The organism is Brachybacterium sp. AOP43-C2-M15, from assembly GCF_052446295.1.
Classification (GTDB): Bacteria; Actinomycetota; Actinomycetes; order Actinomycetales; family Dermabacteraceae; genus Brachybacterium.
The window spans coordinates 99180-122970 of sequence record NZ_JBQSWB010000012.1 but is presented as its reverse complement, the minus strand read 5'-3'; the positions used below and the strand labels follow the sequence as shown (position 1 = coordinate 122970).

General features: G+C 70.4%; 20 protein-coding genes. 9 read left to right on the top strand and 11 right to left on the bottom strand.

The genetic code is table 11. From position 1 onward, the window contains the following. Nucleotides 1–15: 15 nt before the first annotated feature. On the top strand, nucleotides 16–411 hold the full coding sequence (locus tag ACT3SP_RS14250) for a helix-turn-helix domain-containing protein (RefSeq protein WP_444587966.1): 396 nt from the start codon (nucleotides 16–18) through the stop codon (nucleotides 409–411). Nucleotides 412–452: 41 nt separating this feature from the next. Next, on the top strand, nucleotides 453–1460 hold the full coding sequence (locus ACT3SP_RS14245) for a DUF3039 domain-containing protein (RefSeq protein ID WP_444587965.1): 1008 nt from the start codon (nucleotides 453–455) through the stop codon (nucleotides 1458–1460). 6 nt (nucleotides 1461–1466) lie between these two features. Here the strand turns inward: ACT3SP_RS14245 and dld are convergent, their stop codons facing one another. After that, nucleotides 1467–3176, bottom strand: a complete 1710-nt coding sequence (gene dld / locus ACT3SP_RS14240; protein WP_444587964.1) for a D-lactate dehydrogenase — start codon at nucleotides 3174–3176, stop codon at nucleotides 1467–1469. 295 nt (nucleotides 3177–3471) lie between these two features. Here dld and ACT3SP_RS14235 point away from each other — a divergent pair, with 295 nt between their 5' ends. Next, nucleotides 3472–4347: a hypothetical protein gene (locus ACT3SP_RS14235; RefSeq protein ID WP_444587963.1), complete on the top strand. Its 876-nt coding sequence runs from the start codon at nucleotides 3472–3474 to the stop codon at nucleotides 4345–4347. After that, nucleotides 4344–4787, top strand: coding sequence for a hypothetical protein (locus ACT3SP_RS14230; protein ID WP_444587962.1), 444 nt, complete (start codon nucleotides 4344–4346; stop codon nucleotides 4785–4787). Before ACT3SP_RS14235 ends, ACT3SP_RS14230 begins: the two co-directional genes overlap by 4 nt. A 143-nt stretch (nucleotides 4788–4930) precedes the next feature. On the opposite strand, the gene ACT3SP_RS14225 is transcribed toward ACT3SP_RS14230, so the two are convergent. Continuing rightward, nucleotides 4931–5902 carry an SMP-30/gluconolactonase/LRE family protein gene (locus ACT3SP_RS14225; RefSeq protein WP_444587961.1) on the bottom strand — a complete coding sequence of 324 codons (972 nt, stop codon included), beginning with the start codon at nucleotides 5900–5902 and terminating at the stop codon, nucleotides 4931–4933. A gap of 275 nt (nucleotides 5903–6177) precedes the next feature. Between ACT3SP_RS14225 and ACT3SP_RS14220 the strand changes: the two genes are divergently transcribed. From ACT3SP_RS14220 to ACT3SP_RS14200, 5 genes are all read left to right on the top strand, one after another. After that, nucleotides 6178–7248 (top strand): FecCD family ABC transporter permease, encoded by a 1071-nt coding sequence (locus tag ACT3SP_RS14220; protein ID WP_444587960.1) that lies wholly within the window; start codon nucleotides 6178–6180, stop codon nucleotides 7246–7248. Continuing rightward, nucleotides 7248–8066 carry an ABC transporter ATP-binding protein gene (locus tag ACT3SP_RS14215; RefSeq protein ID WP_444587959.1) on the top strand — a complete coding sequence of 273 codons (819 nt, stop codon included), beginning with the start codon at nucleotides 7248–7250 and terminating at the stop codon, nucleotides 8064–8066. Before ACT3SP_RS14220 ends, ACT3SP_RS14215 begins: the two co-directional genes overlap by 1 nt. Nucleotides 8067–8075: 9 nt before the next feature. After that, on the top strand, nucleotides 8076–9083 hold the full coding sequence (locus ACT3SP_RS14210) for an ABC transporter substrate-binding protein (RefSeq protein ID WP_444587958.1): 1008 nt from the start codon (nucleotides 8076–8078) through the stop codon (nucleotides 9081–9083). 7 nt (nucleotides 9084–9090) lie between these two features. Continuing rightward, the gene (locus ACT3SP_RS14205) at nucleotides 9091–10335 is read left to right on the top strand and encodes an MFS transporter (protein ID WP_444587957.1); all 1245 of its coding nucleotides are present in this window, start codon (nucleotides 9091–9093) and stop codon (nucleotides 10333–10335) included. A gap of 63 nt (nucleotides 10336–10398) precedes the next feature. Further along, nucleotides 10399–11151, top strand: a complete 753-nt coding sequence (locus ACT3SP_RS14200) for a class I SAM-dependent methyltransferase (RefSeq protein WP_444587956.1) — start codon at nucleotides 10399–10401, stop codon at nucleotides 11149–11151. 312 nt (nucleotides 11152–11463) lie between these two features. Here ACT3SP_RS14200 and ACT3SP_RS14195 read toward each other — a convergent pair whose 3' ends face one another. The 9 genes from ACT3SP_RS14195 to ACT3SP_RS14155 all read right to left on the bottom strand — a co-directional run bounded on the left by ACT3SP_RS14195 (nucleotide 11464) and on the right by ACT3SP_RS14155 (nucleotide 23722). After that, nucleotides 11464–11646: a hypothetical protein gene (locus ACT3SP_RS14195; RefSeq protein ID WP_444587955.1), complete on the bottom strand. Its 183-nt coding sequence runs from the start codon at nucleotides 11644–11646 to the stop codon at nucleotides 11464–11466. Nucleotides 11647–11957: 311 nt separating this feature from the next. After that, on the bottom strand, nucleotides 11958–13385 hold the full coding sequence (locus ACT3SP_RS14190; RefSeq protein WP_444587954.1) for a sulfatase-like hydrolase/transferase: 1428 nt from the start codon (nucleotides 13383–13385) through the stop codon (nucleotides 11958–11960). Nucleotides 13386–13453: 68 nt separating this feature from the next. Then, nucleotides 13454–14248, bottom strand: coding sequence for a carbohydrate ABC transporter permease (locus ACT3SP_RS14185; RefSeq protein ID WP_444587953.1), 795 nt, complete (start codon nucleotides 14246–14248; stop codon nucleotides 13454–13456). Between the two features lie 140 nt (nucleotides 14249–14388). Further along, on the bottom strand, nucleotides 14389–15360 hold the full coding sequence (locus ACT3SP_RS14180) for a carbohydrate ABC transporter permease (protein WP_444587952.1): 972 nt from the start codon (nucleotides 15358–15360) through the stop codon (nucleotides 14389–14391). A gap of 3 nt (nucleotides 15361–15363) precedes the next feature. Next, nucleotides 15364–16866 (bottom strand): ABC transporter substrate-binding protein, encoded by a 1503-nt coding sequence (locus tag ACT3SP_RS14175; protein ID WP_444587951.1) that lies wholly within the window; start codon nucleotides 16864–16866, stop codon nucleotides 15364–15366. Between the two features lie 86 nt (nucleotides 16867–16952). Further along, the gene (locus ACT3SP_RS14170) at nucleotides 16953–19301 is read right to left on the bottom strand and encodes a family 43 glycosylhydrolase (protein ID WP_444587950.1); all 2349 of its coding nucleotides are present in this window, start codon (nucleotides 19299–19301) and stop codon (nucleotides 16953–16955) included. 38 nt (nucleotides 19302–19339) lie between these two features. Continuing rightward, nucleotides 19340–20968, bottom strand: a complete 1629-nt coding sequence (locus ACT3SP_RS14165) for an alpha-L-arabinofuranosidase C-terminal domain-containing protein (RefSeq protein ID WP_444587949.1) — start codon at nucleotides 20966–20968, stop codon at nucleotides 19340–19342. Nucleotides 20969–21101: 133 nt separating this feature from the next. Beyond that, nucleotides 21102–22604, bottom strand: coding sequence for a sulfatase-like hydrolase/transferase (locus ACT3SP_RS14160; RefSeq protein WP_444587948.1), 1503 nt, complete (start codon nucleotides 22602–22604; stop codon nucleotides 21102–21104). Next, nucleotides 22601–23722, bottom strand: a complete 1122-nt coding sequence (locus tag ACT3SP_RS14155; RefSeq protein WP_444587947.1) for an ROK family protein — start codon at nucleotides 23720–23722, stop codon at nucleotides 22601–22603. The genes ACT3SP_RS14160 and ACT3SP_RS14155 overlap by 4 nt, the downstream gene beginning before the upstream one ends. Nucleotides 23723–23791: the final 69 nt, after the last annotated feature.

Here is a 23791-nt window from a genome sequence, read left to right as displayed (position 1 = left end):
TGAGGAGAGAGCCCTATGAAGACCATCAGCAGCACCCCTCTGCCCATGTCCCAGATCGACCAGCTCGAGCAGCTCGCGAATGTCGTGCCCACCGAGCTCCGTGACGTGCTGAACTCACTCGCCGCGAGCTTGCGAGACGGCGACGACGTCGTCGCCGTCGATCCACAGCAAGCACTCACCCCGACTGAAGCGGCAAAGCGTCTCGGCATGAGCCGTACCCACCTCTACAAGCTCCTGGACAACGGCACCGTCGCGTTCCATCGGGTCGGCCGTGACCGCCGTATCCTCGTTAGCGATCTGATGCGTTTCGTCGCTGCGCGAGACGCCGAGCGCCGAGAACTCGCTGAGCGCTTCGCGTCCCAGGACCGCGATCGCTCCGATGCGATCGAGGAGATCGCAGACCTTCTCTGAAGGATCGTCGGCGTGTCCGTGCCCTGCGGCATGATGACGTCATGTCCCGCCGAGCCCGTCCGACCCTCCGCGTGCTCAGGGAAGAGCTCGCGGATGAGTGGGGCGACGCCTTCACGCGCCGAGCCCTCGAAGCGGGAGAGATCACCGCGGCTCAACCACTCAGCGCGTTGCCGCACCCAATCCTCCGGAAAGCCGCGGAATCGTTTGGTGACGACCCGTCGCAGGACTCCTTCGTCGGAGCCATCTCCTCGGTGCGCAGTGAGACGCTGCTCGAGATCAAACAGGGACAGTGGCGCGCCGGCGTGTGGATCGACGACGTCGCCTGCTGGGTCGTCACCGCAGGTCTCGCCAAGGGGGATCACAAGGACCGGGACGACTTCTACCAGCGGCTGCGGCGCATCGAGGAGTCGGGCCGGGTCACTGATCTGCTACCGGGCAGACAGGACCGCGAGCTCCTGAAGAAGGAACGGACCCACGCGCTCATCTCCTCCTGGCAATTGCGGAACCAAGCGCTGATCACGAAGGCCGTCGACTCGGTGCAGCGGGGCGGCATCACAGCATTCACAATCGGGTCACCATTGCCTGACGCCGCCGAGGATGACATCTTCGCGTCCGTCGAGCTGACGGTGACGATCAACGACGAGCCAGACGACCACTACGAGGACGTCGTCGTCGAGCTCACCTTCTCCGACAGGTGGAAGGCCTCGAGATTGGTCTGGCCCCTCACGACCCAGCTGCTTGCGACCATCAACCCGCCTGAACAGGAGTGGGACGTTGGTGGCGGGCTCTACTCCACCCTCCTGGAGATCGGCGCGCTCTCGGCGCGGCTCGCGGAGCTGCGCGACCTGACCTCCCGCCACGAAGTGGGAACATCAGAACCTGGCGGAAACGCGCACTACGCGCATGCGCGCAACCTCGCCGAGCAGACCGTCGAAGGCCGCGCAGCTCGGGCGATCTGCGGGGTCTACTTCGTTCCCCGCCGGGATACGGCGTCTCTGACGATCTGTCCGCCGTGCTCCGCTCTGATGAAGGAGATCCCCCACGGATAAGGCCCCTCAGGCCCACCCCTTCTTCGCCGACGTCTCCCCCACCCCGGCGTTGAACATGTTCAGCGGATCCAGCTCCCGGAAGTGCTCGACCATCGCCTCGGGCGCGGGGTAGAGCCGCCCGTAGTTGTGCTCGGCGGGCACGGCGGCGCCGCGGCTCTCGAGCAGGGCCGTCATCGCCTTCTTCAGAGCGACGGGGTCCACGCCCTTCTTCGCCACGTGATCCTGGTGCAGGACGTGGCAGAAGAAGTGCCCGAAGTAGACGCTCTCGAGCAGTTGATCGGCGATCTCCTCCGGCAGCACCTCCAGCCAGTCCTCGTCGTCGCGGCGCAGGGCCACGTCGAAGGTGACCATGGCGGAAGCCTCCGCCCGGTGCATGACGAAGTAGCGGCTCGCGGCGCTCGCCACCCCGAAGCGGATCAGGGTGGCGCTCTTGGCCTCGTCGGCGTCGCACTCGAAGAACCCGCCCTCGTGCTCCGGGCCGGCGAAGAACTCGGTCAGCAGCTGTTCGGTCGCCGCGCGCTCGCTGCCGCTGACCACCACCAGCAGATGGTGGTCGAAGCGGTCGCGGTACTCGACCAGGCGCTTCGGCAGCTTCTCCGGCACCAGTGCGAACAGCTTCTGCGAGATCGCGTCGGCGACCGACGGACCGACGCCGGGCAGCTTCGCGAACACGCCGTTCGCCCAGCCCTTGAGGGCGAACATGCGCACCAGCGTGGCCGAGCCCGCGTGCTTGAGGGAGACGTACGTGTCCTTCCCGTACGTCACGGCCAGGTCGAAGGCGTGGGAGCTCATGTACTCCCCGGAGATCGGCAGCGGGCCGTCCGCGGCGAGGAAGGCGCGGCGCAGCGCCTCGAGGTCGGCGGGGCGGTCGGTGCCGATGTAGAACGTGGCCTTGTCCTTCTCGAGCGGGAAGGTGCGGGTGCGCACGGCGAACACCATGAGCTTGCCGGCGTTGCCGGAGGCCTCGTGGAGGAAGGTCGGGTCCGCGTTGAAGCGGGCCGGGGTGTCGGCCATCTGGCGCACGTGGTCGGCGTAGTCGGTGCCGGTCGAGTCCGGGGGCGGCGGGGTGACGTCGGCGGCCTCCCACTCGCCCCGCTGCAGGCGGTCCAGGACGTGCGTGGGGTCGGAGCCGAGGTCGATGCCCAGGTGGTTCACGAGCTGGACCTGCCCCTGCTCGTCGACCCGCGCGAAGATCGCCTGCTCGGTGTAGGCGGGGCCCTTGCGGATCTGGCTGCCGCCGGAGTTGTTCGCGATACCGCCGACGACGGTCGCGCCGATCGAGGTCGAGCCGATCACCGAGTGGGGCTCGCGGCCGTGGGCGGCGAGCTTCTCCTCGAGCGAGAAGAGGGTGGCGCCGGCCAGGCAGATCGCCTCGCGGGCGTCGTTGACGAGGTGGATACCGTCGATCCGCAGCGTGGAGAGGATGACGATGTCGCGGTCGTAGTCCTGGTCTCCGGGGCCGGAGCCGCCGGTGAGCCCGGTGTTCGCGCCCTGGGTGATGACGATCAGGTCATGGTCCACGCACACCTGCAGAGCCCGCCACATGTCCACCAGGGAGCCGGGCCGCAGCACCGCGAGGACCTCTCCGGCGCCGAAGCGGTCGCCCGTGGTGTACGGGGCGGTGGCGCGCTGCGAGGTGAGCACGTGCCGCGACCCCATGATCTGGGTGAAGGCCCCCACTGCCGCCGACGATCCTTGATTCCGCGCATCGTGCATGTCCGTCTGCTCCCTCGCTTCGGGTGGTCGAGCACGCGCAGTGCTCGGGCCCGTCGCGGGCCCTCGGCCAGGGTAACGAGTGCGACGCACGGCCTGCCGGGGTGGGCAGGACTCACGGCGACGGCGACACGCGGCAGCGGACCCCGGATCCGTCGCCCCGCGCGACCTCGATCCCTGTGGGGGCCTCTCGCCCTCTCTCCCGGACCTGACCACGGGGAGAGCTCCCCATGGCTCCGCCGCCCAGGACTGTTCTACGGTTGTCCCAGTACACGCCGATCGACGAGCGAGGAGTGCCATGGGCGCCTTCCGGGGAGCGCAGACCGACCAGCTGCGCGATCTCGGCTCGTCCGTCACGACTGCCGCCGGAAGGATTACCGAGCTCTTCGATGCGCTCGACGGGATCGTTCTCGTGGAGCAGAACTGGCAGGGCTCGGACGCGGAATCATTCCGCGCCGCTTACACCGCCGACGTGCGAGGCACGGCGCACACGGCGCTCGTCGCTCTCCGAGCCCGCTCCTCGACCCTCGTCGAGGAGGCGGAGCAGCAGGATGCCGCGTCCTCGGCGGCGATCGGAACGGCGGTGTCCAGCATGCCGGCCACCCCGACGGGAGCTCCTGCGGGAGGCATGGCGGCACCGGCGGGCCCCGTCGCGTCGGCCTCGCTGGGCTTCTGGGACACCAGGGGCGATGAGCGCAGCGGCAGGCGCGGCGAGGGGCGAGAGAACACTCCGCGCCGTGAGGGCGATGAGGACTACGACCCGGACGCGGACAACCCGAACGCCCAGTACTCCACTCCCGGGCCCGATGCCACCGCTCCCGGCGACACCGGCCTCGGTGACGGTGTCCCCGGCACTGACGCCGATGCCCCGGAGCCGCCGGCCTGGACCCCTCCCGCCGATGGAGCGACCGGTCCCGTCACCTACCCGCTGAGCACCGCGTGGGATGGCCACACGGCGAACGGCGACTGGTTCTACGCCTCGGGGAGCTTCAACTACAACCTGACGGGCACCGTCACCGCCTATCCGCCGGACGCGGACCACCCGGAGTGGCGCTACGAGGTCGACACCCAGGTCAACTTCCGGGACCGGTACAACTGGGACGGCGGCATCGCCCAGGAGTACAACCTCGTGGGCGACTCCTCTCCCCAGCGCTCCGAAGGCACCGTCCCGTGAGCCGCCGACGCTTCCTGCACCTCGCCGCCTCCGTCACCGCAGCAGGCCTGCTCGCGACGTCCTGCGGCCCCCGCACCCCAGAGGAGAACCCGATGGACGCCGACCAGATCCTCGCCGAAGCAGGGTTCGAGAGCCCGGACCTCGAGACCGAGGTCGCCGATGGCCCGGCGGCCGGCGACGAGGCATGGAACAAGATCGTCACCTTCACCGGCACCGCGGAGCAGGTCGACACCTGGGTCGATGCGAACTTCTCCAGCGGTATCGAGTCCCGTGCCTACCGGGACGACATGGAGATCGCGGCCGCTCAGCTCGGTGAGGGCGTGCAGAAGAAGGGTGACCGCATCGCGAGCGGCACCCACCGTGCCGTGGCGTTCGTCGTCGTGGTCGGCCAGGAGGCGGAGCCCGCGGTGCACGTCGCCGTGCGCCGCACCGGACGCTGACGCCCACGGCCGATCGCCCGATCGACCTCCTCGCCGCGTCCCGCGCGTGGAGCTCGTCCGGGACCTGTCTGCGGCGGACTCAGCGTGCCCGGACACCATCGACCGGACGGGTCAGCTGCGGGCCGGACTGACCGTGGACGTCGTCACGGGCGAACTGCGGCCCGGGCACGAGTGCGGATCCGGTAGATGCTCGTGGACGCGCAGACGTACAGCGTGGTGCCGTCCGCGCCGCCGAAGCAGCAGTTGGCGACCTTCTCCGGCACCGGGATCTCGCCGAGCTTCTCCCCGCCGGGGGTGAAGACCTGGATGCCGCTGAGGGAGGAGGACCACAGGTTCCCCTCCGCATCCACGCGGAACCCGTCGGGCAGGCCCGGGCTCACCTCCACCAGCGGGCGCCCGTTCTTGGCGTGCCGGCCCTCGACCACGTCGTAGGCGTGGATCGAGTGCCCGCGGGGCCGGGCGGGGTTCTCCGGGTCGGGGTTCTCCGGGCCGGGTTTCTCCGGGTCGGGGTCCTCCTGCGCGCGGTCGGCCGGGGAGAGCGAGGAGTCCGAGACGTACAGGATCGACTCGTCCGGGGAGAAGGCCAGACCGTTGGGCGCCTCGACGTCGATGACCACGGGGCGCAGGGAGCCGCTCACCGGATCGAAGCGGAACACGTACCGGTCCCCGTACTCCTCCTCCCCGGCATGCCCCTCCTCAGGGCGCTTGATGCCGTAGGAGGGATCGGTGAACCAGATCGTCCCGTCGGACTTCTCGACCACGTCGTTCGGGGAGTTCAGCCGCACCTCGCCGAAGCGGTCCACCAGGACCTCCGGCGCGTAGGGGGCGCCCGGCTCGGAGGCGCCCCGATCGACCTGCACCGCACGCCGACCGTGCGAGCACTCGATCACCGCGCCGTCGCGGCCGGTGGTGCGGCCGTTGGTGTACTCCGCGTCGGAGCTGACCTCCACCGTGATGGCGTCAGACTCCGAGTACTCGAGGACTCGGTTGGTGTGGATGTCGCTGAAGCGGAGCACGCCGCGGGCCGCGATCCAGGCCGGGCCCTCGACCCAGGTGAATCCGCTCGCGACCTTCTCCAGGCGGGCGCCGGGAGCCAGCAGATGATCGATGCTCATGAGTGACCGCCGTTCCCGGGCGCCTGCGCGCCCGGATCTCGTGGGGACTGATGTGCGCGGGCGTCGGCCGACGGAGCTGCTGCGCTCCTCCTGCGTCGAGGGGGCTGATGGCCGACGACTGCGTTCCGGAGCCTATAGAACATCGAGGGCACCGAGCATTCAGTGACGTGCGACACCTTGACCGCGCCACAACGTCACTCCTTGTTGATAATGGGTCGCAATATCTAGAGGGGGTGCGGGTGACGACGGCTTCGGCGGAGAGACGGCATGTCCCGATGACCAGAACCGTCGCGCCCGCGCGGCAGCGACGGGCGACGTGGACCGGTGCGCTCCTGGTCCTCGTGCTCGCCGGCGTCCTCCTGGTCTCCGTCTTCCTCGCGATCGGTCTGGGCGCCGCCGTGATCCCTCCCGCGAGCACGGCCAGGCTGCTCTGGGCGGCGCTCAGCGGCGGCACGATCTCTGCGGACGAGCTCACGCAGTACCAGATCATCTGGCAGATCCGGACTCCCCGCGTGCTGCTGGCCATGATCGTCGGCGGCGGACTCTCCGTGGTCGGCGCAGCGATCCAGGCACTGGTGCGCAACTCGCTGGCCGACCCGTACATCCTCGGCGTCTCCTCCGGTGCGTCGGTGGGCGCCGTCGCCGTCAGCCTGTTCGGCGGCCTTGCCGCCCTGGGAATCTACGCCGTCTCCGCCGGCGCGTTCCTCGGGGCGCTCGGCGCCACCGTGCTCGTCTACGCGATCGCCTACGGTCGGGTGGGCATCACGCCGCTGCGGCTGGTCCTGACGGGCGTGGCCCTGTCCTTCGGATTCCAGGCCGTGATGAGCGTGATGATCTACTTCGCGCCCACCGGCGAGGCCACGTCGACCGTCCTGTTCTGGACGATGGGGTCGTTCGGGGCGGCCACCTGGGGCTCGCTCCCCGCAGTCGCGGTGTTCGTCCTCGTCGGGATCGTCGTGCTGCACCGAGCGTCCCGGCCGCTGGACGCGATGGCGCTCGGCGACGAGACAGCCGCGTCGCTCGGCATCGACACCACCCGGATCCGCCGCGTCCTGTTCGGCGTGACGGCGCTGATGACCGGGGCGATGGTCGCGGTCAGCGGCACCATCGGTTTCGTCGGGCTCGTGATCCCGCACATCACGCGGATGCTCGTCGGTGCCACGCACGTGCGGCTGCTCGTCGTCGCCCCACTCCTGGGAGCGATCCTGATGGTGTGGGTCGACCTGCTGGCCCGCACCGTCGCCGCCCCGCGGGAGCTCCCGCTCGGCGTGCTGACCGCACTCCTCGGCGTCCCGGTGTTCCTGGTCCTCATGCGCCGTCGCGGCAGCCTGCTCGGGGGTGGCTGATGGACGTCGAGCTGGACGATCTCGGTGTCGAGATCGCGGGGAAGCGCCTGATCGACCACCTCAGCCTCGACGTGCGTCGCGGCGAGGTGGTCGCTCTGGTGGGTCCCAACGGCTCGGGCAAGTCGACAGCACTGCGCTGCATCTACCGGGCGCTGCGCCCCGACCGGGGCACGGTCCGCCTCGCCGGTCGCGACCTGCGCGCCCTGACCATCCGGGAGACCGCGCAGCAGGTCGCCGCGCTCACCCAGCAGGGCGGCAGCGATTTCGACTACACGGTCCGCGAGATCGTCGCCCTGGGCCGCACCCCGCACAAGCGCGGCAACGCTCCGCTGACCGCTGACGAGGAGCTCGCCTGCGTCCGGGCCATGGAGCAGATGGACGTGATCGACCTCGCCGGCCGCGGGGTCCTGGGGCTGTCCGGCGGGGAGCGCCAACGGGTGCTCATCGCCCGTGCCCTCGTCCAGGATCCGCAGCTGCTGATCCTCGACGAGCCGACGAACCATCTCGACATCCGTCACCAGACAGAGCTGCTGGGCCGCCTGCACGACTGCGCGCCGACGGTCGTCGTGGTGCTTCACGACCTCAACCTCGCCGCGGCCGCCTGCGACCGCATCGCCGTCCTCGATCAGGGCGAGCTGGTGACGGTGGGGGCTCCCGAGGAGGTCCTCACCGCGGAGCTGCTCGCCGAGGTCTTCGGGGTCGACGCCGCCATCGTCCCCCACCCCCTCTCCGGCCATCCCCAGATCCTCTTCACCCTCGCGGACGCCGCCGCGACGCCCTCCTCCTGCCGTCCCCCTGAGAGCCATCCCTCCCTCTGAAAGGCCCCCATGCGCACCCGTCGAGCACCCCTCGCCGCGACCCTCGCGATCGCATCCCTGACCACGCTCCTCCTCAGCGCCTGCGGCGCGGAGGTCGAGTCCTCCCCCGGCGCGTCGAGCGAGACCGCCACCGTCCAGCGCTGCGGTGAGGAGGTCGAGTACTCCGTCCCGCAGCGCGCCGTCGTCTACGAAGGGGGCAGCGCGGACAAGATGTTCGCCCTGGGGCTCACCGACCATGTCCACGGCTATGTGATGCCTCCCGCGAATCCCCCGGTCACCGAGTCGCCCTGGGCCGAGGAGTACGCACAGGTCGAGTTCCTCTCCGACGACCTGCTGAACCGGGAGCTGGTCGTGGACGCGAACGCGGACTTCGTCGTCGCCGGCTGGAACTCCGGATTCTCCGACGCGCGCGGCATCACCCCGGAGATCCTCGACACGCTCGGGATCCAGAGCTTCATGCACTCCGAGTCCTGCTTCAACTACCCGGGCTTCCCCGAGCAGCACACGCCGTTCGACGGGCTCTACACCGATCTGGAGCGACTCGGGGAGATCTTCCACGTCGAGGAACGCGCGGCCGAGGTGATCGCGGACTACGAGGAGCGGGTCGCGACGGTCCAGGAGCAGGCGCCGACGGGTGATCCCGCCCAGGTGTTCCTCTACGACTCCGGCACGGACAAGCCCTTCACCGCCGGCAGCCAGGTCCCCCCGAACGACATCATCCGTCACGCCGGGGCAGAGAACATCTTCGGCGACGTGGAGGCACGGTGGACCGAGGCCACCTGGGAAGCCGTCGTGGAGGCCGAGCCCGAGATCATCATCATCCTCGAGTACCAGGACCAGCCCGCCGAGGAGAAGATCGAGTTCCTCCGCTCCAACCCCGCCACCGCCGAGCTGCCTGCCGTGCAGGAGGAGAACTTCTTCATCCTGGACTACAACGAAGCGATCTCGGGGCCGCGCACCATCGACGGGCTGGAGTCGTTCGCGCAGTACGTGCGCGACCATGACGCGAGGCGCTGACCACGGCATGGCCACCGACACGGATCAGTCGCCCGTCCCGGACCATGCCATCGCGCGGCGGATCCATCCGGCGATCCTCGCCGGGATCGTCGGCCTGTTCCCCTTCACCATCTACTCGACGTTCGTGGTGCCGATCGCCCGGACCGCGGACGAGGACGTCGCGAGCATCGGCGCCCTCCGCGGCACCGGCGGAGTGGCCGCCGTACTGGTCGGGGTGGCCATCGCCCCGATGATGACCCGGATCCCACCTCGCTGGTCCTCCGCCGCGAGCCTGGCGCTCCTCGCGGCCACCTGCATCCTCGGCAGTCTCGGGACGCTTCCGGCGCTGGTCGCGTTCTGTCTCGGGATCGGGGCGGCCACCGCCGTCCTGACCCCGGCGCTGCTCAGCAGCGCGACCGCCGGCTTCCGACTGCCCGCCGATTCCGCACGCGCCGCCACCCTCGTCACCGCCACCCAGTCGTTGGCCGCCGTGCTCGCCGGGCCCGTGATCGGCCTGATGAGCCTCTGGCGCGGCTGGCAGGGGACGCTGTGGATCACGGCCGCGCTCGCGGTGGCCATCGCGCTCCTGACGCTGAGATCTCCCCCAGGGAGGGTCGACGCTCCGTCCGCCGCCGTCCGACAGTCGGGCTACCTCGACGCCTTCGGGAGGGTCGCGAGACGCCCGCACCTCCTCGCCCTGATCTCGATGGCAGGCCTGCGGACCGCCTCCTTCATGGGCTACCTCGCGTTCCTCGCCGTCCACTTCCAGCGGGCGTTCTCGATCGACGCCGCCGCTTTCACCCTGGTGTGGAGCGTCAGCGGTGCCTCCTTCTTCGTCGGCAACTTCCTCGCCGGACGCTGGGCACGCCGCACGATCAGCGCCCCGGGTGCGGCCCGAGCCCTGATCCTCGGCGGGCTGGTGCTGGCCCTGGCCTCCGTGCTGCTTGTCTTCACGACCACGCTCCTCCCCCTCGCCCTGGCCGCCACGGTCGCGATGGGATTCGGTCACGCCGTGATCGCCGCGCAGATCACGACGCTGATCGCCCACCGCGCCGGGGACCAGGCGGGAACGGTCTTCAGCCTCAACGGCTCCGCGATGAGCCTCGGCGTGTTCGTCGGAGCAGCCCTGGGAGGTCTCGGACTGCAGCTCGCCGGGATGGCGGGCACGGGCCTCGCCCTCGCTCTCCCCATGGTCATCGCCCTCGTGCTGCTGCCGATCGCCGTGCCCCGCACGGACCGCAGGACCGCACCCCGGCAAGGGCACTCCACATGAGCCCCCGCCACGGACCACCCGGCGTACGCCCCGCGCACCACCCGCACGTCGAAGGAGCACCCCATGGATCCTGCTGAACTCTGGTCGACCGGCGACTACGCCGTGGTCGGAGACCTCTGGAGCGCACCCGGCCGGGACCTCGCCGCCTCGACCGGGGTGGCCGGCCTCGACGCCATCGACCTGGCCACCGGAACGGGCGTCACGGCGATCGCCCTCGCCCAGCACGGAGCGCGCTCCGTGACAGGCGTGGACATCACCTCGTCGCTGCTGGACGTCGCCCGGCGTCGCGCCGAGGAGGCCGGCGTACGACCGCGCTGGGTGCTCGGCGACATCGAGGCGGTGCCGCTGGAGTCGGGCTCGGCGGACCTCGTCACCTCGACCTTCGGTCTCGTCTTCGCCGCGAACCCCGGGGTCGCCATCGGCGAGGCCCGCCGCGTGACCCGGCCCGGAGGCCGGATCCTCGTCACCAGCTGGTCCGGCGAGGGCTTCTTCGGTGCGCTGCGCCGCACGCTCGCCCCCTACTTCCCCGAGACGCCCGCCCCCTGGCACGAGGACCCCGCCCGGATCCGTGAGATCACAGGGGCCGACGCCACGGTCGAGGAGAGGACATTCGATCTTCGGGTGCCGTCTCCGGAGGTGTTCATCGACCTGCTGCAGCGGCACAGCGCCCCGATCATCCTCGGCTCCCGCGCGATCGGGCAGCGCTGGCCGGAGGCCCGCGGCCGCCTGGTCGAGCTCGCGCGGTCGAGCGGAGCCGCGGACGGCGACTCCTTCCGCATCCCCGTCCAGTACCTGGTGACGACGATCCGCCGCTGAAGATCGAGGTCGCGATCTCCGCCGGCCCGACGCTACTGGCGCCCGGCGGGCGCGCCCTTCGACGACCGGAGCGGCCCGGCACCGAGCGCCAGGAGTGTCAGAACCATGAGGGAGAGCAGTCCTGCCTCGGTGCCGGTGCCTGCGAGAGCGCCGCCGCTCTCCGGCGTCGAGCCCCCTGCGTCGTTCCCCGGGGCTGCGTCGTCCCCGGCCCCGGTACCAGGATCGAAACCCTCCCCGGCGGGGTCAGCCTCGCCATGAAGGTGATCTCCCCAGGCTGCAGCCGGTCGAGGGCGAATGCTGGGCGCCGGACTCTCACGCGCGGGCGTCGGTGACCTCCTCGCAGTGCTCATCGAGGATCACTGCCTCGCCGACGGCGAGCCCGGAGACGTCGACCTCCGTGCCTTCCACGTCCTCGACGAGGGTCCCGTCGTCCGCGCCCGCGGCGCGGGTGGAGAAGGTGTCGCTCTCCGCCTCCGGCGCCGCGGTCCTCGTCACCGCTGCTGGACTGGGACCAGGCGCCCCCGGAGCCCTTGAGCTCGAGGCGCTGCGCGATCTCGCGGCCGTCCTCGGTGCTGCGGCCGCCAGAGCGGCGATCGTCAGGCGGAGTCGGGCGATGATGCGCGAGGGGTGCAACATAGATCTCCCCATCGAGATGCAGGCAGGACGCGGAGCAGGGTCCTCCTCGAACAGACAGCGGTCTCGCCATCGGGCCGCCTCGTCGGGCGAGCGATGTGGTGGGACTCCGCAGCGACGTGCGCTGTCGGACGGCCGACGTCGAGGGCGCAGACATGCATCGTCCCTGTCCCTCACCACGGTGCCAGCTGCACGCCCCTCCTGTCCTCCACCCCGGTCAGCACGTCCAGCAGCCGCTCGGCGAGCTCGAGCCGCACCCCGCGGTGCGCCTCGTCGTCCCACAGGTTCTCCAACTCCCCGGGATCGGTCTCGAGGTCGTACAGCTCCCCCGTCCGCTCTCGTGAGGTGCTCGGGGACCCGTGGTGGGCGATGAGCTTCCAGCGGTCGTGGCGCAGCATCGTCAGGTGGGCGGGCGCAGTGGCGGGGTCACCGCTGGAGCGGTACTGGCTGAGCGCCCAGTCCCGCCAGTCCGCGGCCTCGCCGCGCAGCAGCGGCAGCAGACTCCGCCCCTGGTAGGGGCGGGGGCGGTCCAGTCCCGCGGCCTCGAGGATGGTCGGGGCGAGATCCACCCACTGCACCAGCTCGTCGCGACGGGTACCGGCCTCGATCACGCCGGGCCAGCGGATGATCAGCGGCACCTTCACCGAGCAGTCGTAGAGGAACGGGCCCTTGCGCAGCAGCTGATGGTCGCCCAGCAGCTCGCCGTGGTCGCTCGTGAACACCACGATGGTGCTCTCGGCGAGGCCCTCCTCCTCGAGGACTGCGAGGATGCGGCCCACCTCGTCGTCCACCAGGCTCACCATCGCGTAGTAGGCGCGCCGCACCTCGTCGAGCTCCTGCTCGGTGAGGTCGGCGCAGCTGGGCATCCCGGCGCTGCTGTGCGCGGAGGTGTGCCGCTGGATCTCGGGCTTGTCCTCCAGCTCCCCGTCCCGGGTGTTCACGGGCGGGAGATCCACGTCGTCGTAGCGACGCAGGTACTCCTCGGGCGCCCCGAAGCCGTGGTGCGGGTCGAAGAAGTTCGCGACGACGAGGAACGGCTGCTCGGCGCGACGATCGGTGCGCAGGAAGGAGATCGTCTCCTCCGCGATCCAGCGGCTGTAGTGGAACTCGGTGGGCATCGTGTCGAACAGGCTCCGATCCTCCAGCGCCTTCTCGTACAGATCCGGCCTCGTGGCCCGCAGCCAGCGGTGATAGGCGTTCTCGCTGGAACCGGGATAGGGGTCGTGCGCCCAGCGGAACACGCGGAAGCCATCGTCCAGGCGCGGCTCGGTGCGGCCGTGGAAGCAGGAGTGGAGGTGGAACTTCCCCACCAGGCCGCAGTCGTACCCGCCGTCGGCGAGATCCTTCGAGAACACCCGCGTTCCCGGGGGGATGTCCACCCCGTTCTCGTACAGGCCGTGGGTGGAGACGTAGGTGCTCGTCATCAGGCTCGCCCGGGAGGGCGAGCACACGGGGTTCTGCACGTAGCAGTTCTCGAACAGCGCGCCCTGGGCGGCGAGGCGGTCCAGGTGCGGAGTGCTCACCGCCGGGTTCCCTGCGGCCGCGACCATGTCGTGGCGCTGCTGATCGGTGGAGATGAGCAGTATGTTCGGCCGAGTCATGGCCGTCCTTTCCGTGGAGGTCTCGTGCTTCGGGTCATCGCGTCGCGGGCTCTCCGCGTGTCATCACGTCACTGCTTCACCGCGCCCGCGATGGAGTCGACGAACTTCCGCTGCAGGATCACGAACACGATCACCACCGGGACCAGGGAGATCACGGCCCCGGCCGCCATGCCGGACCAGTCCTGTCCGTAGTCGCTGACGAAGGACGTCATCCCGACCGCGAGGGTCTGCAGCTCCGGGGAGCTGAGCGTGAACACCAGCGGAAGCAGGTACGCGTTCCAGGCGGCGAGGAAGGTCAGGATCGTGACCGTGGCGGTGATCGGCCACGACAGCGGCAGCATCACCTGGAAGAAGGTGCGGAACGCGCCGGCTCCGTCGAGCTTCGCGCTCTCCTCGAGCTCCTTGGGCAGGCCGCGGAAGAACCCGGCGTACAGCAGGGTGGCGGCGATGTGCCCGCCGGCGCCGAGCCCGAGGATCACGCCCGCATGCGTGTTCAGCAGACCCAGCTGGTCGGTCAGCTGCGTGACGGGGATGATCGTGTACCCCTCGGGGAGGAAGAAGGTCACCAGGAAGATGCCGATGAGGATCTTCTTGCCGGGGAACGCGTACCGACCCAGCACGTACCCGGCCAGCGCGCTGCGCACCACGACGATGACGATCGCGCCGACGGTGATGATCACGCTGTTGAGGAAGTACTGGGCGAAGCCCGCCTCGGTCCAGGCGCGGGCGTAGTTCTCCCAGCGGAACGTCTCGGGGATCAGGCTCAGACCGCTGGAGAAGATCTCCGAGGACTGCTTGAGCGAAGCGGAGACGAGCCAGATGAACGGGTAGACCCACACCAGCGTCATCAGCACCAGGAGCACGAACGTGAGGACGCGCCGCGCGCTCCACGGCCGACGCCTCCGCGATACGCGCGTCCTCGGGCCTCGCGTCCCGGATCGGGCGGTGTCGGTGAGCGCGGGGTCGGTGGACGCGGGGTCGGTGGACGCGGGGTCGGCGAGCGTCATGACTGTCCTCCCGGCATCATGCCGCGGGCCGCACGGATGCCCAGCGCCTGCACGACCGCCAGGACGACGGTGAGCAGTCCGAACAGGACCGCTGCGGCGGAGGCGTACCCGAGCTGCGGCGTGGTGGCGGCGAAGGCGGTGCGGTAGATGAAGATCTCGATGACCTCGGAGGAGAACGCGGGCCCGCCGCCGGTCATGGTCTGCATGAGGTCGAAGACGTTCAGCGCGCTCACGGTGTCGATGAGCGTGATGATGATGAGGAACGGGATCAGCAGCGGCAGGGTGACCCGCCAGAACTCCTGCCATCCGCTCGCGCCGTCGATCTGCGCGGCCTCGTGCACGTCGGCGGGGACGGTCTGCAGCGCAGCCAGCCAGTAGATCATCGTGATGCCCAGCCATTTCCACACCCACACCGCGACCCCCGCCCACAGCGAGGTGCCGGGATGGGCCACGAAGTTCGTGGGGCTCTCCGTGATGCCCGCCCACACCAGTGCGAGGCTGATGGGGCCCTGGGCGTCGAGCAGCAGGGTGAAGACGATGCCGATGATCGCGCCGGTGGTCACCACCGGGAGGAAGAACAGCGTGCGGAAGACCCCCTTGAAGGGCGTCGCCCGGCTGTTCAGCCAGAGGGCGAGCAGCAGTGCCAGCACCACCCGGGTCGGCATGGCGACGACGAGGAACAGCAGGGACTTCCCGAACGCGTTCCAGAACAGCGGGTCGTTCCAGAGCCGGACGAAGTTCTCCAACCCGTTGAACGTCCCGCCGACGGCGAATCCCGGCCAGTCCATGAACGCATAGACCCAGCTCGCGATGAGCGGATACACCGTGTAGAGGCCGTAGCCGACCAGGGTGGGCAGGAGGAACAGGTAGACCCACCACCGCTCACGGATCCGACGGAGCAGGGACTTCCTGCTCCGGGGCGCGTCGGTGCGGGCGCTCCGGGCGAGGTCGGCGGACACGAAGGTCATGGCTCACCTGCTCGCGTAGTCGTCGGCGGTGTAGTCGGCGCTCCGGTCCCAGTTGGAGAACACCCAGTCCTCGAGGCCGACGTCCTCGCCCTGCGCGGCGACGGACTCGACGGCCCGCTCCCGTTCAGCGTTCATCGCGTCGTAGTACGCGGTGAGCTCGCCCTGCAGGTCGTCGGTGGCCCCGGAGAGGTAGGACTGGGCGATCTCGCCGACGTTCGGGTGGATGTCGGTCATCTCGGCGACGACCCTCCACGTCGCGGGGTTCCCCGACTCCGGGACCGGCGCGATCCGGACGTCCTCGGTGAAGTGCTCCACCATCCGCGTGTACGCGGGGTGGACGTCCGCGCCCTCCACCGCCGACAGCAGCGCGGGCGGCTGGTCCATCGCCCCGGCGAGCGCCGCCTGGAACTCCTCACCGCACATGGCGGCGAGAAGCTCGGCGGCCTCCTGGGCGTAGGGAGAATCCGCAGCGACCCAGAACTGCCCCGCCCCGGGGCCGCGGGTGAGCATGTGACGGGTCGAGTCCTGGCGCGGGATGCTCCAGGCCTGGATCCCGCGCTCGATGGATTCGGGCTCGTCCACGCTCAGGCCGCCGATGATCCACGAGCCCCACATGTAGATCCCGATCTCGCCCGCGGCCCAGCGGGCCCTCGCGTCGCGAGGACCCATCGACGGCGAGGACGGATGCATGATGCCGTCGTCCTGGAAGGACTTCAGGAACTCGATCGCGTCGACGAACGGCCGAGTCGCGAACTGGTACTCCCCCGTGGTCCAGTCGATCCCTCCCGGGGCGCCGGCGGACTGCGCGATCCACGAGACGAACCCGTCGAGGAACTGCGTGTCCTTCTGGGGCAGCACGAAACCGCTGGCAACGGTCTCATCGGTGATCTGCTTCGCCGCAGCCCTGAACTCGTCCCAGGTCCCGGGAGAGGAGTCGGGGTCCACACCCGCCTGCTCGGCGAGCTCGGTGTTCACCCACGGCGTCGCGTCGTGGATCCGCCCGGAGAACATCGGGACGGAGTAGAGGTCGCCGCCGAAGCGGTGCACCCCGTCGTAGATCTCCTCCGCGACCGGCAGGGACTCGACGTCGATGTGGTCCCCGATCGGTTGGAACCAGTCCTGGCTGATGAGCGCCGCAGGGGTCGCGCCGAGCCCTGCGTTCGAGTGCACGTCGGGCATCTGCCCGCTGCGACGGGCGACCTGCAGCGCCTCCCCCAGGTCCGCGGCGTCCAGCTGCCGGCGCTCGATCGTGAGGTCGGAGCTCTCCTCCGTGTACGGCGCGAACAGCTCGTTCTCGAACGTCTCCGTGAGCGGGCGGAACTGGTCCCACCACCGCAGGATGCCGTCCTTGGCGCGGGGACTCTCCTCGGCGCTGCCGCCCCCGCCGGTGCAGGCGCCGAGGAGCGCGGCCATCGAGAGCGGGACCGAGGCCCCGAGAAGGGCGCGGCGGGAGGGACCGGAAGGGGTCCGTGAGAGTCGGGGCCGGGGTGTCCTGGTGGTGGTCATGGTTCCTGTCCTCGTCGTCGAGTGGAATGCGGCGGGTGCTGACGGGTGCTGCGGTGGAGAAGCTGCGCGGGAGACGCCACGGCGGTTCAGCGGTACACGCGGAAGCCGTCGAAGGCGGCGCTGAGCGGGTGGTCGTCGGACTCCGCGTGGTCCATGGCGAACAGCCCGACCCTGGGCTGCGGCCCGGCGGGGAGGGTGCGGGTGCCGTGCCACTGCCACACCTCGCCGTCGAGGCTGAGCGCCGCACGGTAGCGGTGCTCGCCGTTGCCCGCGACGGTGTGGTGCAGGCGGAGGTGCATGGTGTCGCGGCTCGGCCCGAGGGCGGCGTGCCCGTACACGGCCTCCCCTGCGTCCGGCGGCGGGACCTGGCGGGCGAAGGCCGTGAACCGACGGGACTCCCGAGTGGTGTAGGCCAGGGCGGCCCAGTCCTCGTCGGTGCCGTGCGCGATGAGCCCGGCCTGCGGCCAGCCGTACGGGATCGTGTCCCCGAAGGGGATCGTCACGGTGGTCTCGGCGGTCCATGCGCCCGCCGGCATGTCCCGCAGGAGCAGCGACGGGATGTCGCCGCCGTCGGGACGGCGCCGTTCGATGAGCGTCGCCGACGGGATGACGAACCTGAGTCCTCCCTCACCCGTGGTCGCCGCGGGATCGCCGGTCCAGCTCCATCCCGGCCCGATGCCGTCCGCGAAGTCCGTCGACAGGTCCGGGTCGAGGTCACCCACCTCGGGCAGCGGGACCGGCCGGGCGTCGAGGACGCGGTACGGGGCGGCGGTGACGTCGTCGAAGTCCGCGCCCGTCCCCTCCGCGCTCAGCGCGACGGGCCCGGCGGCGGCGCCCGGGGGAAGCGCGGTGTCGAGCTCGGCGACGGGATCGTACTGCCCGGACTCGCTCACCTCCGCATGGAACCTGCCGCCGTTCACCTCCACCTGGATCTCGTGCCAGGTGTCGTAGTCGAAGGAGTCCGGCAGCGGTGCTGATCCGTGCACCCGGTGACGGCCCATGTCGCTCTCGACGACGAGCTGTCCGCGGTTCCTGTCGATCCAGGTGCTGACGCCCTTGCGACCGGACGCTCCGACGACGATCCCGGCGCGACCGCCGTCCCCGGCCTCGAGACGGACCGCCCCGCGCACGCGGCTGTCCCGGGTGAGGACGGCGTGCGAGACGAGGCTCCCGTCCCCGGTGCTGTGGACGTATCCGCCCGCCGCCTCGGAGCGGATCCTCCATCCCTCCGGGACGTCCCAGGCGGCGAGGTCCCCTTCGAAGGCGTCGGCGAGGGCGGCGGCGGTGCGCGGTCCGGGTTCGGGACCGTCGGGGACCCCCGCCCCCGCGTTGCCGACCGGCCAGCCGTCGATCCAGTCCAGCCGGGTGAGCACCAGGTGGCGGGCGTTCTCCCGCCCCTCCACGTACGGTGCGGCACGGTCGATGGCGTGGCTGACGATCCAGTCCTGGCCCGACAGGTCGGTCGCGACGGCGTTGTGGCCCGTGCTCACCCACCTGTTGCCGTTCGGGGCGAGGACGGGGGTGCCGCCGCCGGTCGGCCCGGCGAGCGGAACACCGTCGCGGTCGACGAAGGGCCCCATCGGGTCCTCGGCGCGTCCCACCATGATGGGATAGGCGGAGGCGGCCCCGGCGCAGCAGCCGCCGATGACGGACAGCATGAGGTGGTAGCGGCCGTCGCGATGGAGCACGTAGGCCGCTTCATAGCGGTGCGCGTCGGTGAGCTGGACGGGATCGCCCTCTGCTCGCAGCCCGTCGTGGGAGAGGCGGACGACGCGCACCCCGCCCTGCACCGATCCGTAGTAGAGGTAGCGGGTGCCGTCGGGCGCGGTGAGGAGATCCGGGTCGATGTTGTTCCTGATCTCGGTGACGCCGGGCCGCACCTCCCAGGTCTCGTTGCCGACCACCACCTCGCCGGTGTCGGTCCACGGGCCCGCGGGGTGGTCGGCCGTCGCCGCCGCGACCACACGCCACGGCTCCCCCGGGCTCTCGACGACGTAGGAGTAGTACAGGACGTACCGACCGGCGACGTAGGCGATCTCCGGTGCCCAGAACTGCCGGTTCGCGTCGGCGGGCTTGCCGTCATAGGTGGGCATCGTCTCGGAGGTGAACACCGGTCCCACCCACTCCCAGTCGAGGAGGTCGCTCGAGCGGGTGATCATCATGAGCTGACGCTCGTCGCCGGGGAAGCGAGGGCCGTTGGTGGCGTAGGCGTACCAGCAGCCGTCGCGCCCGCGGATGATCGTGGGGTCGGCGAAGTTCTCGGTCACCCCGGCAAGGAGCGGGTTGGTGTACACGGGGACGTCGTCGGACACAGCGCGCTCCTCGTCGGCATGGGCGGAGTCCTCGCTCGCGGCGGCGGCCATCGCCGTCACCGCAGCGACCGAGAACAGCTGCCGCCTCGTGGTCGTGCTCCTGGGTCCCTGTTGCGCGGTCATGGGGCGACCTCCTCGTCGCGTGGGGTGTTCTCGCCCGGTCAGAGGGCGAACGTCAGCAGCGTGACGCTGTGGGCGGGGAAGCTGTACTCACCGCCGATGAGCGTGACCGTTCCGCGGTCGCGCAGAGCGCAGGCCCCGGGCTCGCTCAGCGTGTTCGCCTGGAACAGGTCGGTGACCTCGGTGCCGAGGTCGTGGCATGTCGCGACGTCGGGAAGCGTGCCCTCGGCGCGCGCCAGACGCGTGGTGACGGCATCGGTCGCGGAGCGGTTGATCGCCGCGACCGTGAGCGTGCGCCCGTCGTGGGACAGGGACGCGCTCACGTCGAGCAGGCTGACGGCGGCCGGGCGCGTGCGCCGTGGGTACCCGCGCGCGTCCTGGCGATCGGCGCCGAGGCGGAGCCGCCGCCAGCTCGCGGGGGCGGTGACCTCGGTGGGCACCGCGAGCGGCTGGAACAGGTTCTGGTAGAGATGCCAGATGTGGAACACGGGGGTGCGGATCACGCCCTCGGGACGCACCTGCAGGATGCCGTTGGCGTTGATCAGGTTGACCGCGTTGGCCATCGTCACCGGCACGTCGTGGCCGGCGGCGCGGTGGATCGCATGGAACACCCCCGCGTACATGAGCGCGTCGGCGAGGGTGCGCGGGCTGTGGCGGTTGACCCGCTTGCGGTCCTCGACGCCGCCCGTGCCGTGGGGCTCGAAGCCGCCGTCCCGGGCGGGGACCGGATCCTCGAGCTCGACCGACTCCATGTGCCGGTTGTTCCACTCGTCCATGGCGATCGACGGCACGGACTCCAGATGCGCTCGCTCCGCGGCGAACAGGATCTCGTCGGCGTACTCGGCGATCGTCTGCTCGAAGTGGACGGACTGCGCGACGACGTCGTCGAACTCCGTCTCGGAAGGATCGGTGAGGTGGTGGTCCAGGCCGTACAGGTGCAGGGACACGGCGTCGGCCTGGTCCCCGATCCCGGAGATCAGCTTCTCCGTGTACGCCTCGCGCTCCCAGCCGCAGGCGATGAACTTCAGCCTCCTGTCCACGAGGCGCATGAAGCGCATGTGCTCGCGCGCATCCTCCACATACCGTTCGACGCTGCGGTGCCCCATCTGCCAGGGCCCGTACACCTCGTTACCGATCCCCCACCACCGCACGTCGTACGGCTCCGGGTGGCCATCCGCCGCGCGCAGGCCGGTCATCTCGGTGGTGCCCGCGTAGTTGGTGTACTCGACCCAGCGCACCGCGTCCTCCACGCTGCGCGCGCTGTGGTGGAGATAGGCCGACGTGGGAGCGTGCTCGGTCCCCACCGCCTCGATCCAGGCGAGGAACTCCGGGCTGCCGAAGCGGTTGGACTCCTCGGACCCCCAGGCCAGCTCGAGCCGGCGCGGGCGATGGTCGCGGGGCCCGGTGCCGTCGCGCCACCAGTAGGCGGAGGTGAAGTTCCCGCCCGGCCAGCGCACCACGGGCAGGCCCAGCTCCCGGCACGCCTCGATGACGTCGGCGCGGCAGCCGTCCAGGGCGCCGTGCCCGGTGACCGCGAGCGGGGAGCCTTCGTCGAACACGCCGCCCTCGATGTTGCCGAAGAAGGCGGATTCGAGGAAGTGACCGTAGACGTCGCGGTCCACCTCCGCGCGCTCGTGGGTCGAGATGGTGATCGTCGCCTGCGTCGCCATGCGTGTCCTCCTCGGGGTGGGTCCTGCGGGGTGCCGGGCTGAGTGCGCGACGGAGCCGCGCGGGGTCGGTGCTGATGGGAGGTCGGTGCTGCTGGGAGATCCGTGCTGCTGGGAGATCGGTGCTGCTGCTCGGTCAGTACTGCTGATAAGTGATCTCGTCGAGACCGCTCATCATGGGGTCGTAGGAGACCTCGCCGATGTCGTACATCGAGGTCATCCAATGGAAGAAGTTGTCGCCGCGCTCGACCAGGAGCTCGTAGAGACGGCGGGACATCCGCCGACGCACCTCCGCCAGCTCCGGGTCCTCGAAGCGGTTGTGCATCTCGTCCGGATCGGCGTCGAGGTCGTACAGCTCGCCCACCGATTCCGGGTTCACGACCAGCTTGTATCGCTCGGTCCGGAGCATGCGCTGGGGGTAGGGGAAGTGGTGGCCGTGGTACTCGCACACGATGTCCTCCTGCCACGCCACCTCGTCGCGGGTGATCAGCGGCAGCAGACTGCGGGAGTCGACGGCGAGGGAGGGGTCCAGTCCCGCGAGATCCAGGATGGTGGCGGTGCAGTCCAGCAGGCTCACGAACTCGCTCCGCACGATGCCGGGCTCCTGCCCCGGCACCCGGAGGATCCCGGCCGTGCGGTAGATGTCCTCGTACATCGCCGGGCCCTTGTCGTGCAGCCGGTGCGCGCCGGTGAACTCACCGTGGTCCGAGGTGACGACCACGGCGGTGTCCTCGATAAGGCCCAGGCGCTCCATCGCGTCCATGACGCGTCCCATCTGCGCATCGATCATCGCGACGTAGCCGTAGTAGATCGCGATCAGCTTCCGCGAGGTCTCCCGCGGCATGGTGTCGAACGCCCAGTGCGCCGAGTAGTTGGCCTGCACCGGCGGCTTGCCCCGGAAGGTCTCCTCGACCGAACCGGGCAGCTCCACGTCCTCGACGTCCACCAGGTCGAAGTACTCGTCCGGGAGGATGTAGGGAAGATGCGGTCCGAAGAAGTTCAGCTGCAGGTAGAACGGTGCGCCCTCACGCTCGCGACCCTCGGCGTAGCGCTCCAGCAGCTCGATGGTGCGGGTGGCGAGGTAGTGCTCGAAGGTCGCCTCCACCGGCTGGTGCAGGCGGGCGGCGAGCAGATTGCCGGGGCCGCCGTTGGGGAGGGTGCCGCGGATCCGGTCGCTGATCTCGTAGGGCGGCAGATCGTGCTCGGCCAGATAGGCGAGGTAGTCGGGGGCGTCCACGGGGTTGTGCCAGGCGTCCCCGGGGAGGTCCGGGCCGTCGAAGCCGAAGCTGCGGGCGGTCCGCTCGTGGCCCGCGTGCCACTTGCCCACCAGCCCGGTCGCGTACCCGGCCTCCTGGAGCGCCGCAGAGAAGGTGAAGGCGTCCTCGGCGAGATCCTCGAGATAACCGACGTTGCGCTCGTGATTGGCGAGCACCCTGTGACGGAACGGCGCCATGCCCGTCAGGAGGCTCGCACGGGCCGGGGTGCAGATCGCGGTGGGCGTGTACCAGCGGTCGAAGCGCGTGCCGGTGCGGGCGATCTCGTCGGCCACCGGGGTCAGTCCGCAGCGGTTGCCGTAGGCGCCGAAGGTGTCGACCCGGTGCTGGTCGGTCATGAGCACGAGGATGTTGGGACGGGTCATCCGGTGGCCTTCCGTGAGGTCTCGCGCGGGGTGGTCGCGAAGACCGTGTCGTCGTATCCCGTCAGCAGCGGGCTCTCGTGGATCGCGGCGATGAGCGAGCCGCGGGCCCCGGCGAACGGCCCGCACACCGCGGCCCGGACCTCCGGCCGGGATCCGGCCGATCCTCCGGCACCCTCGTGGACGGCGTCCTCGATCCGGGCGAGAAGCGTGGGGTGCTCGGTGGGAACGCGCCCGCCGACCACGATCAGGTCAGGGTTCAGGATCATCGCCGCCGCCGCGAGCACCGTGCCCACCACGCGGGCGACCTCGTCCAGCTGAGCGGCATCGGCGCCCTCGAGCGCCCCGATGCTCGCGATCGTCTCGAGGCACCCGCGCTTCCCACAGCGGCAGGAGGCACCGCCCGGGTGCGCGACCACGTGCCCGAACTCCCCGGCGAAACGGTCGGCGCCCTGGTAGAGCCGTCCGTCGACCACGACCGCACCGCCCACGCCGTCGCTGAGATGCAGATAGATCGCATGGGTGAACCGACGCCCCCGCTGGCTGGCCTCGGCGAGCCCGGCGAAGCGGACGTTGTTGTCGACGACGACGTCGACGCCGAACTCCTCGGCGAGCACCTGGGCCACCACCGGCTCGGCGGCGGCGCGACTGCGCCCCGTGACCCCGGCGGCCACGCCCTGGATCGCTCCGAAGTGCAATCGGTGCTCCTTCGCGAGGGATCTCGCGAGGTCCACCGCACTCTCTGCGCGTTCGCTCCAGCTGCTGCGCTCGTCGTACTCGACCTCCCGCTGCGCGACCACGTCGTGGCTCGCACCGGCGATCGCGAGGGCGACGCGGCGGTGCCCGAAGTCCAGTCCGAGGAACTGCGCCGACCCGGGGTCGAGCGCGAGCAGCGCCGCGGGCCGTCCGCTCCCCTGGCGCTGTGCCGCGTCGGTGTCCGCGACGACCACTGCCCCGCGGGCGATGAGATCCGCCGCGATCTCGGACAGGGTGGTGCGGGAGAGCCGCGTGGTCTCCGCGAGCTGGGCGCGGCTGGAGGGCCCGCGGCTCCTGAGAGCGGCCAGGACCCGCATCTCGTGGGTTCGTCGCGTCAGTGCGAGAACGCCGATCTGATCGGTCATGCGGGCAACGCTAGGGCCGCAGGATTTTTCCGACAATCCTCCGGCAGAAAGATTCGGCGGTGCGTTCGG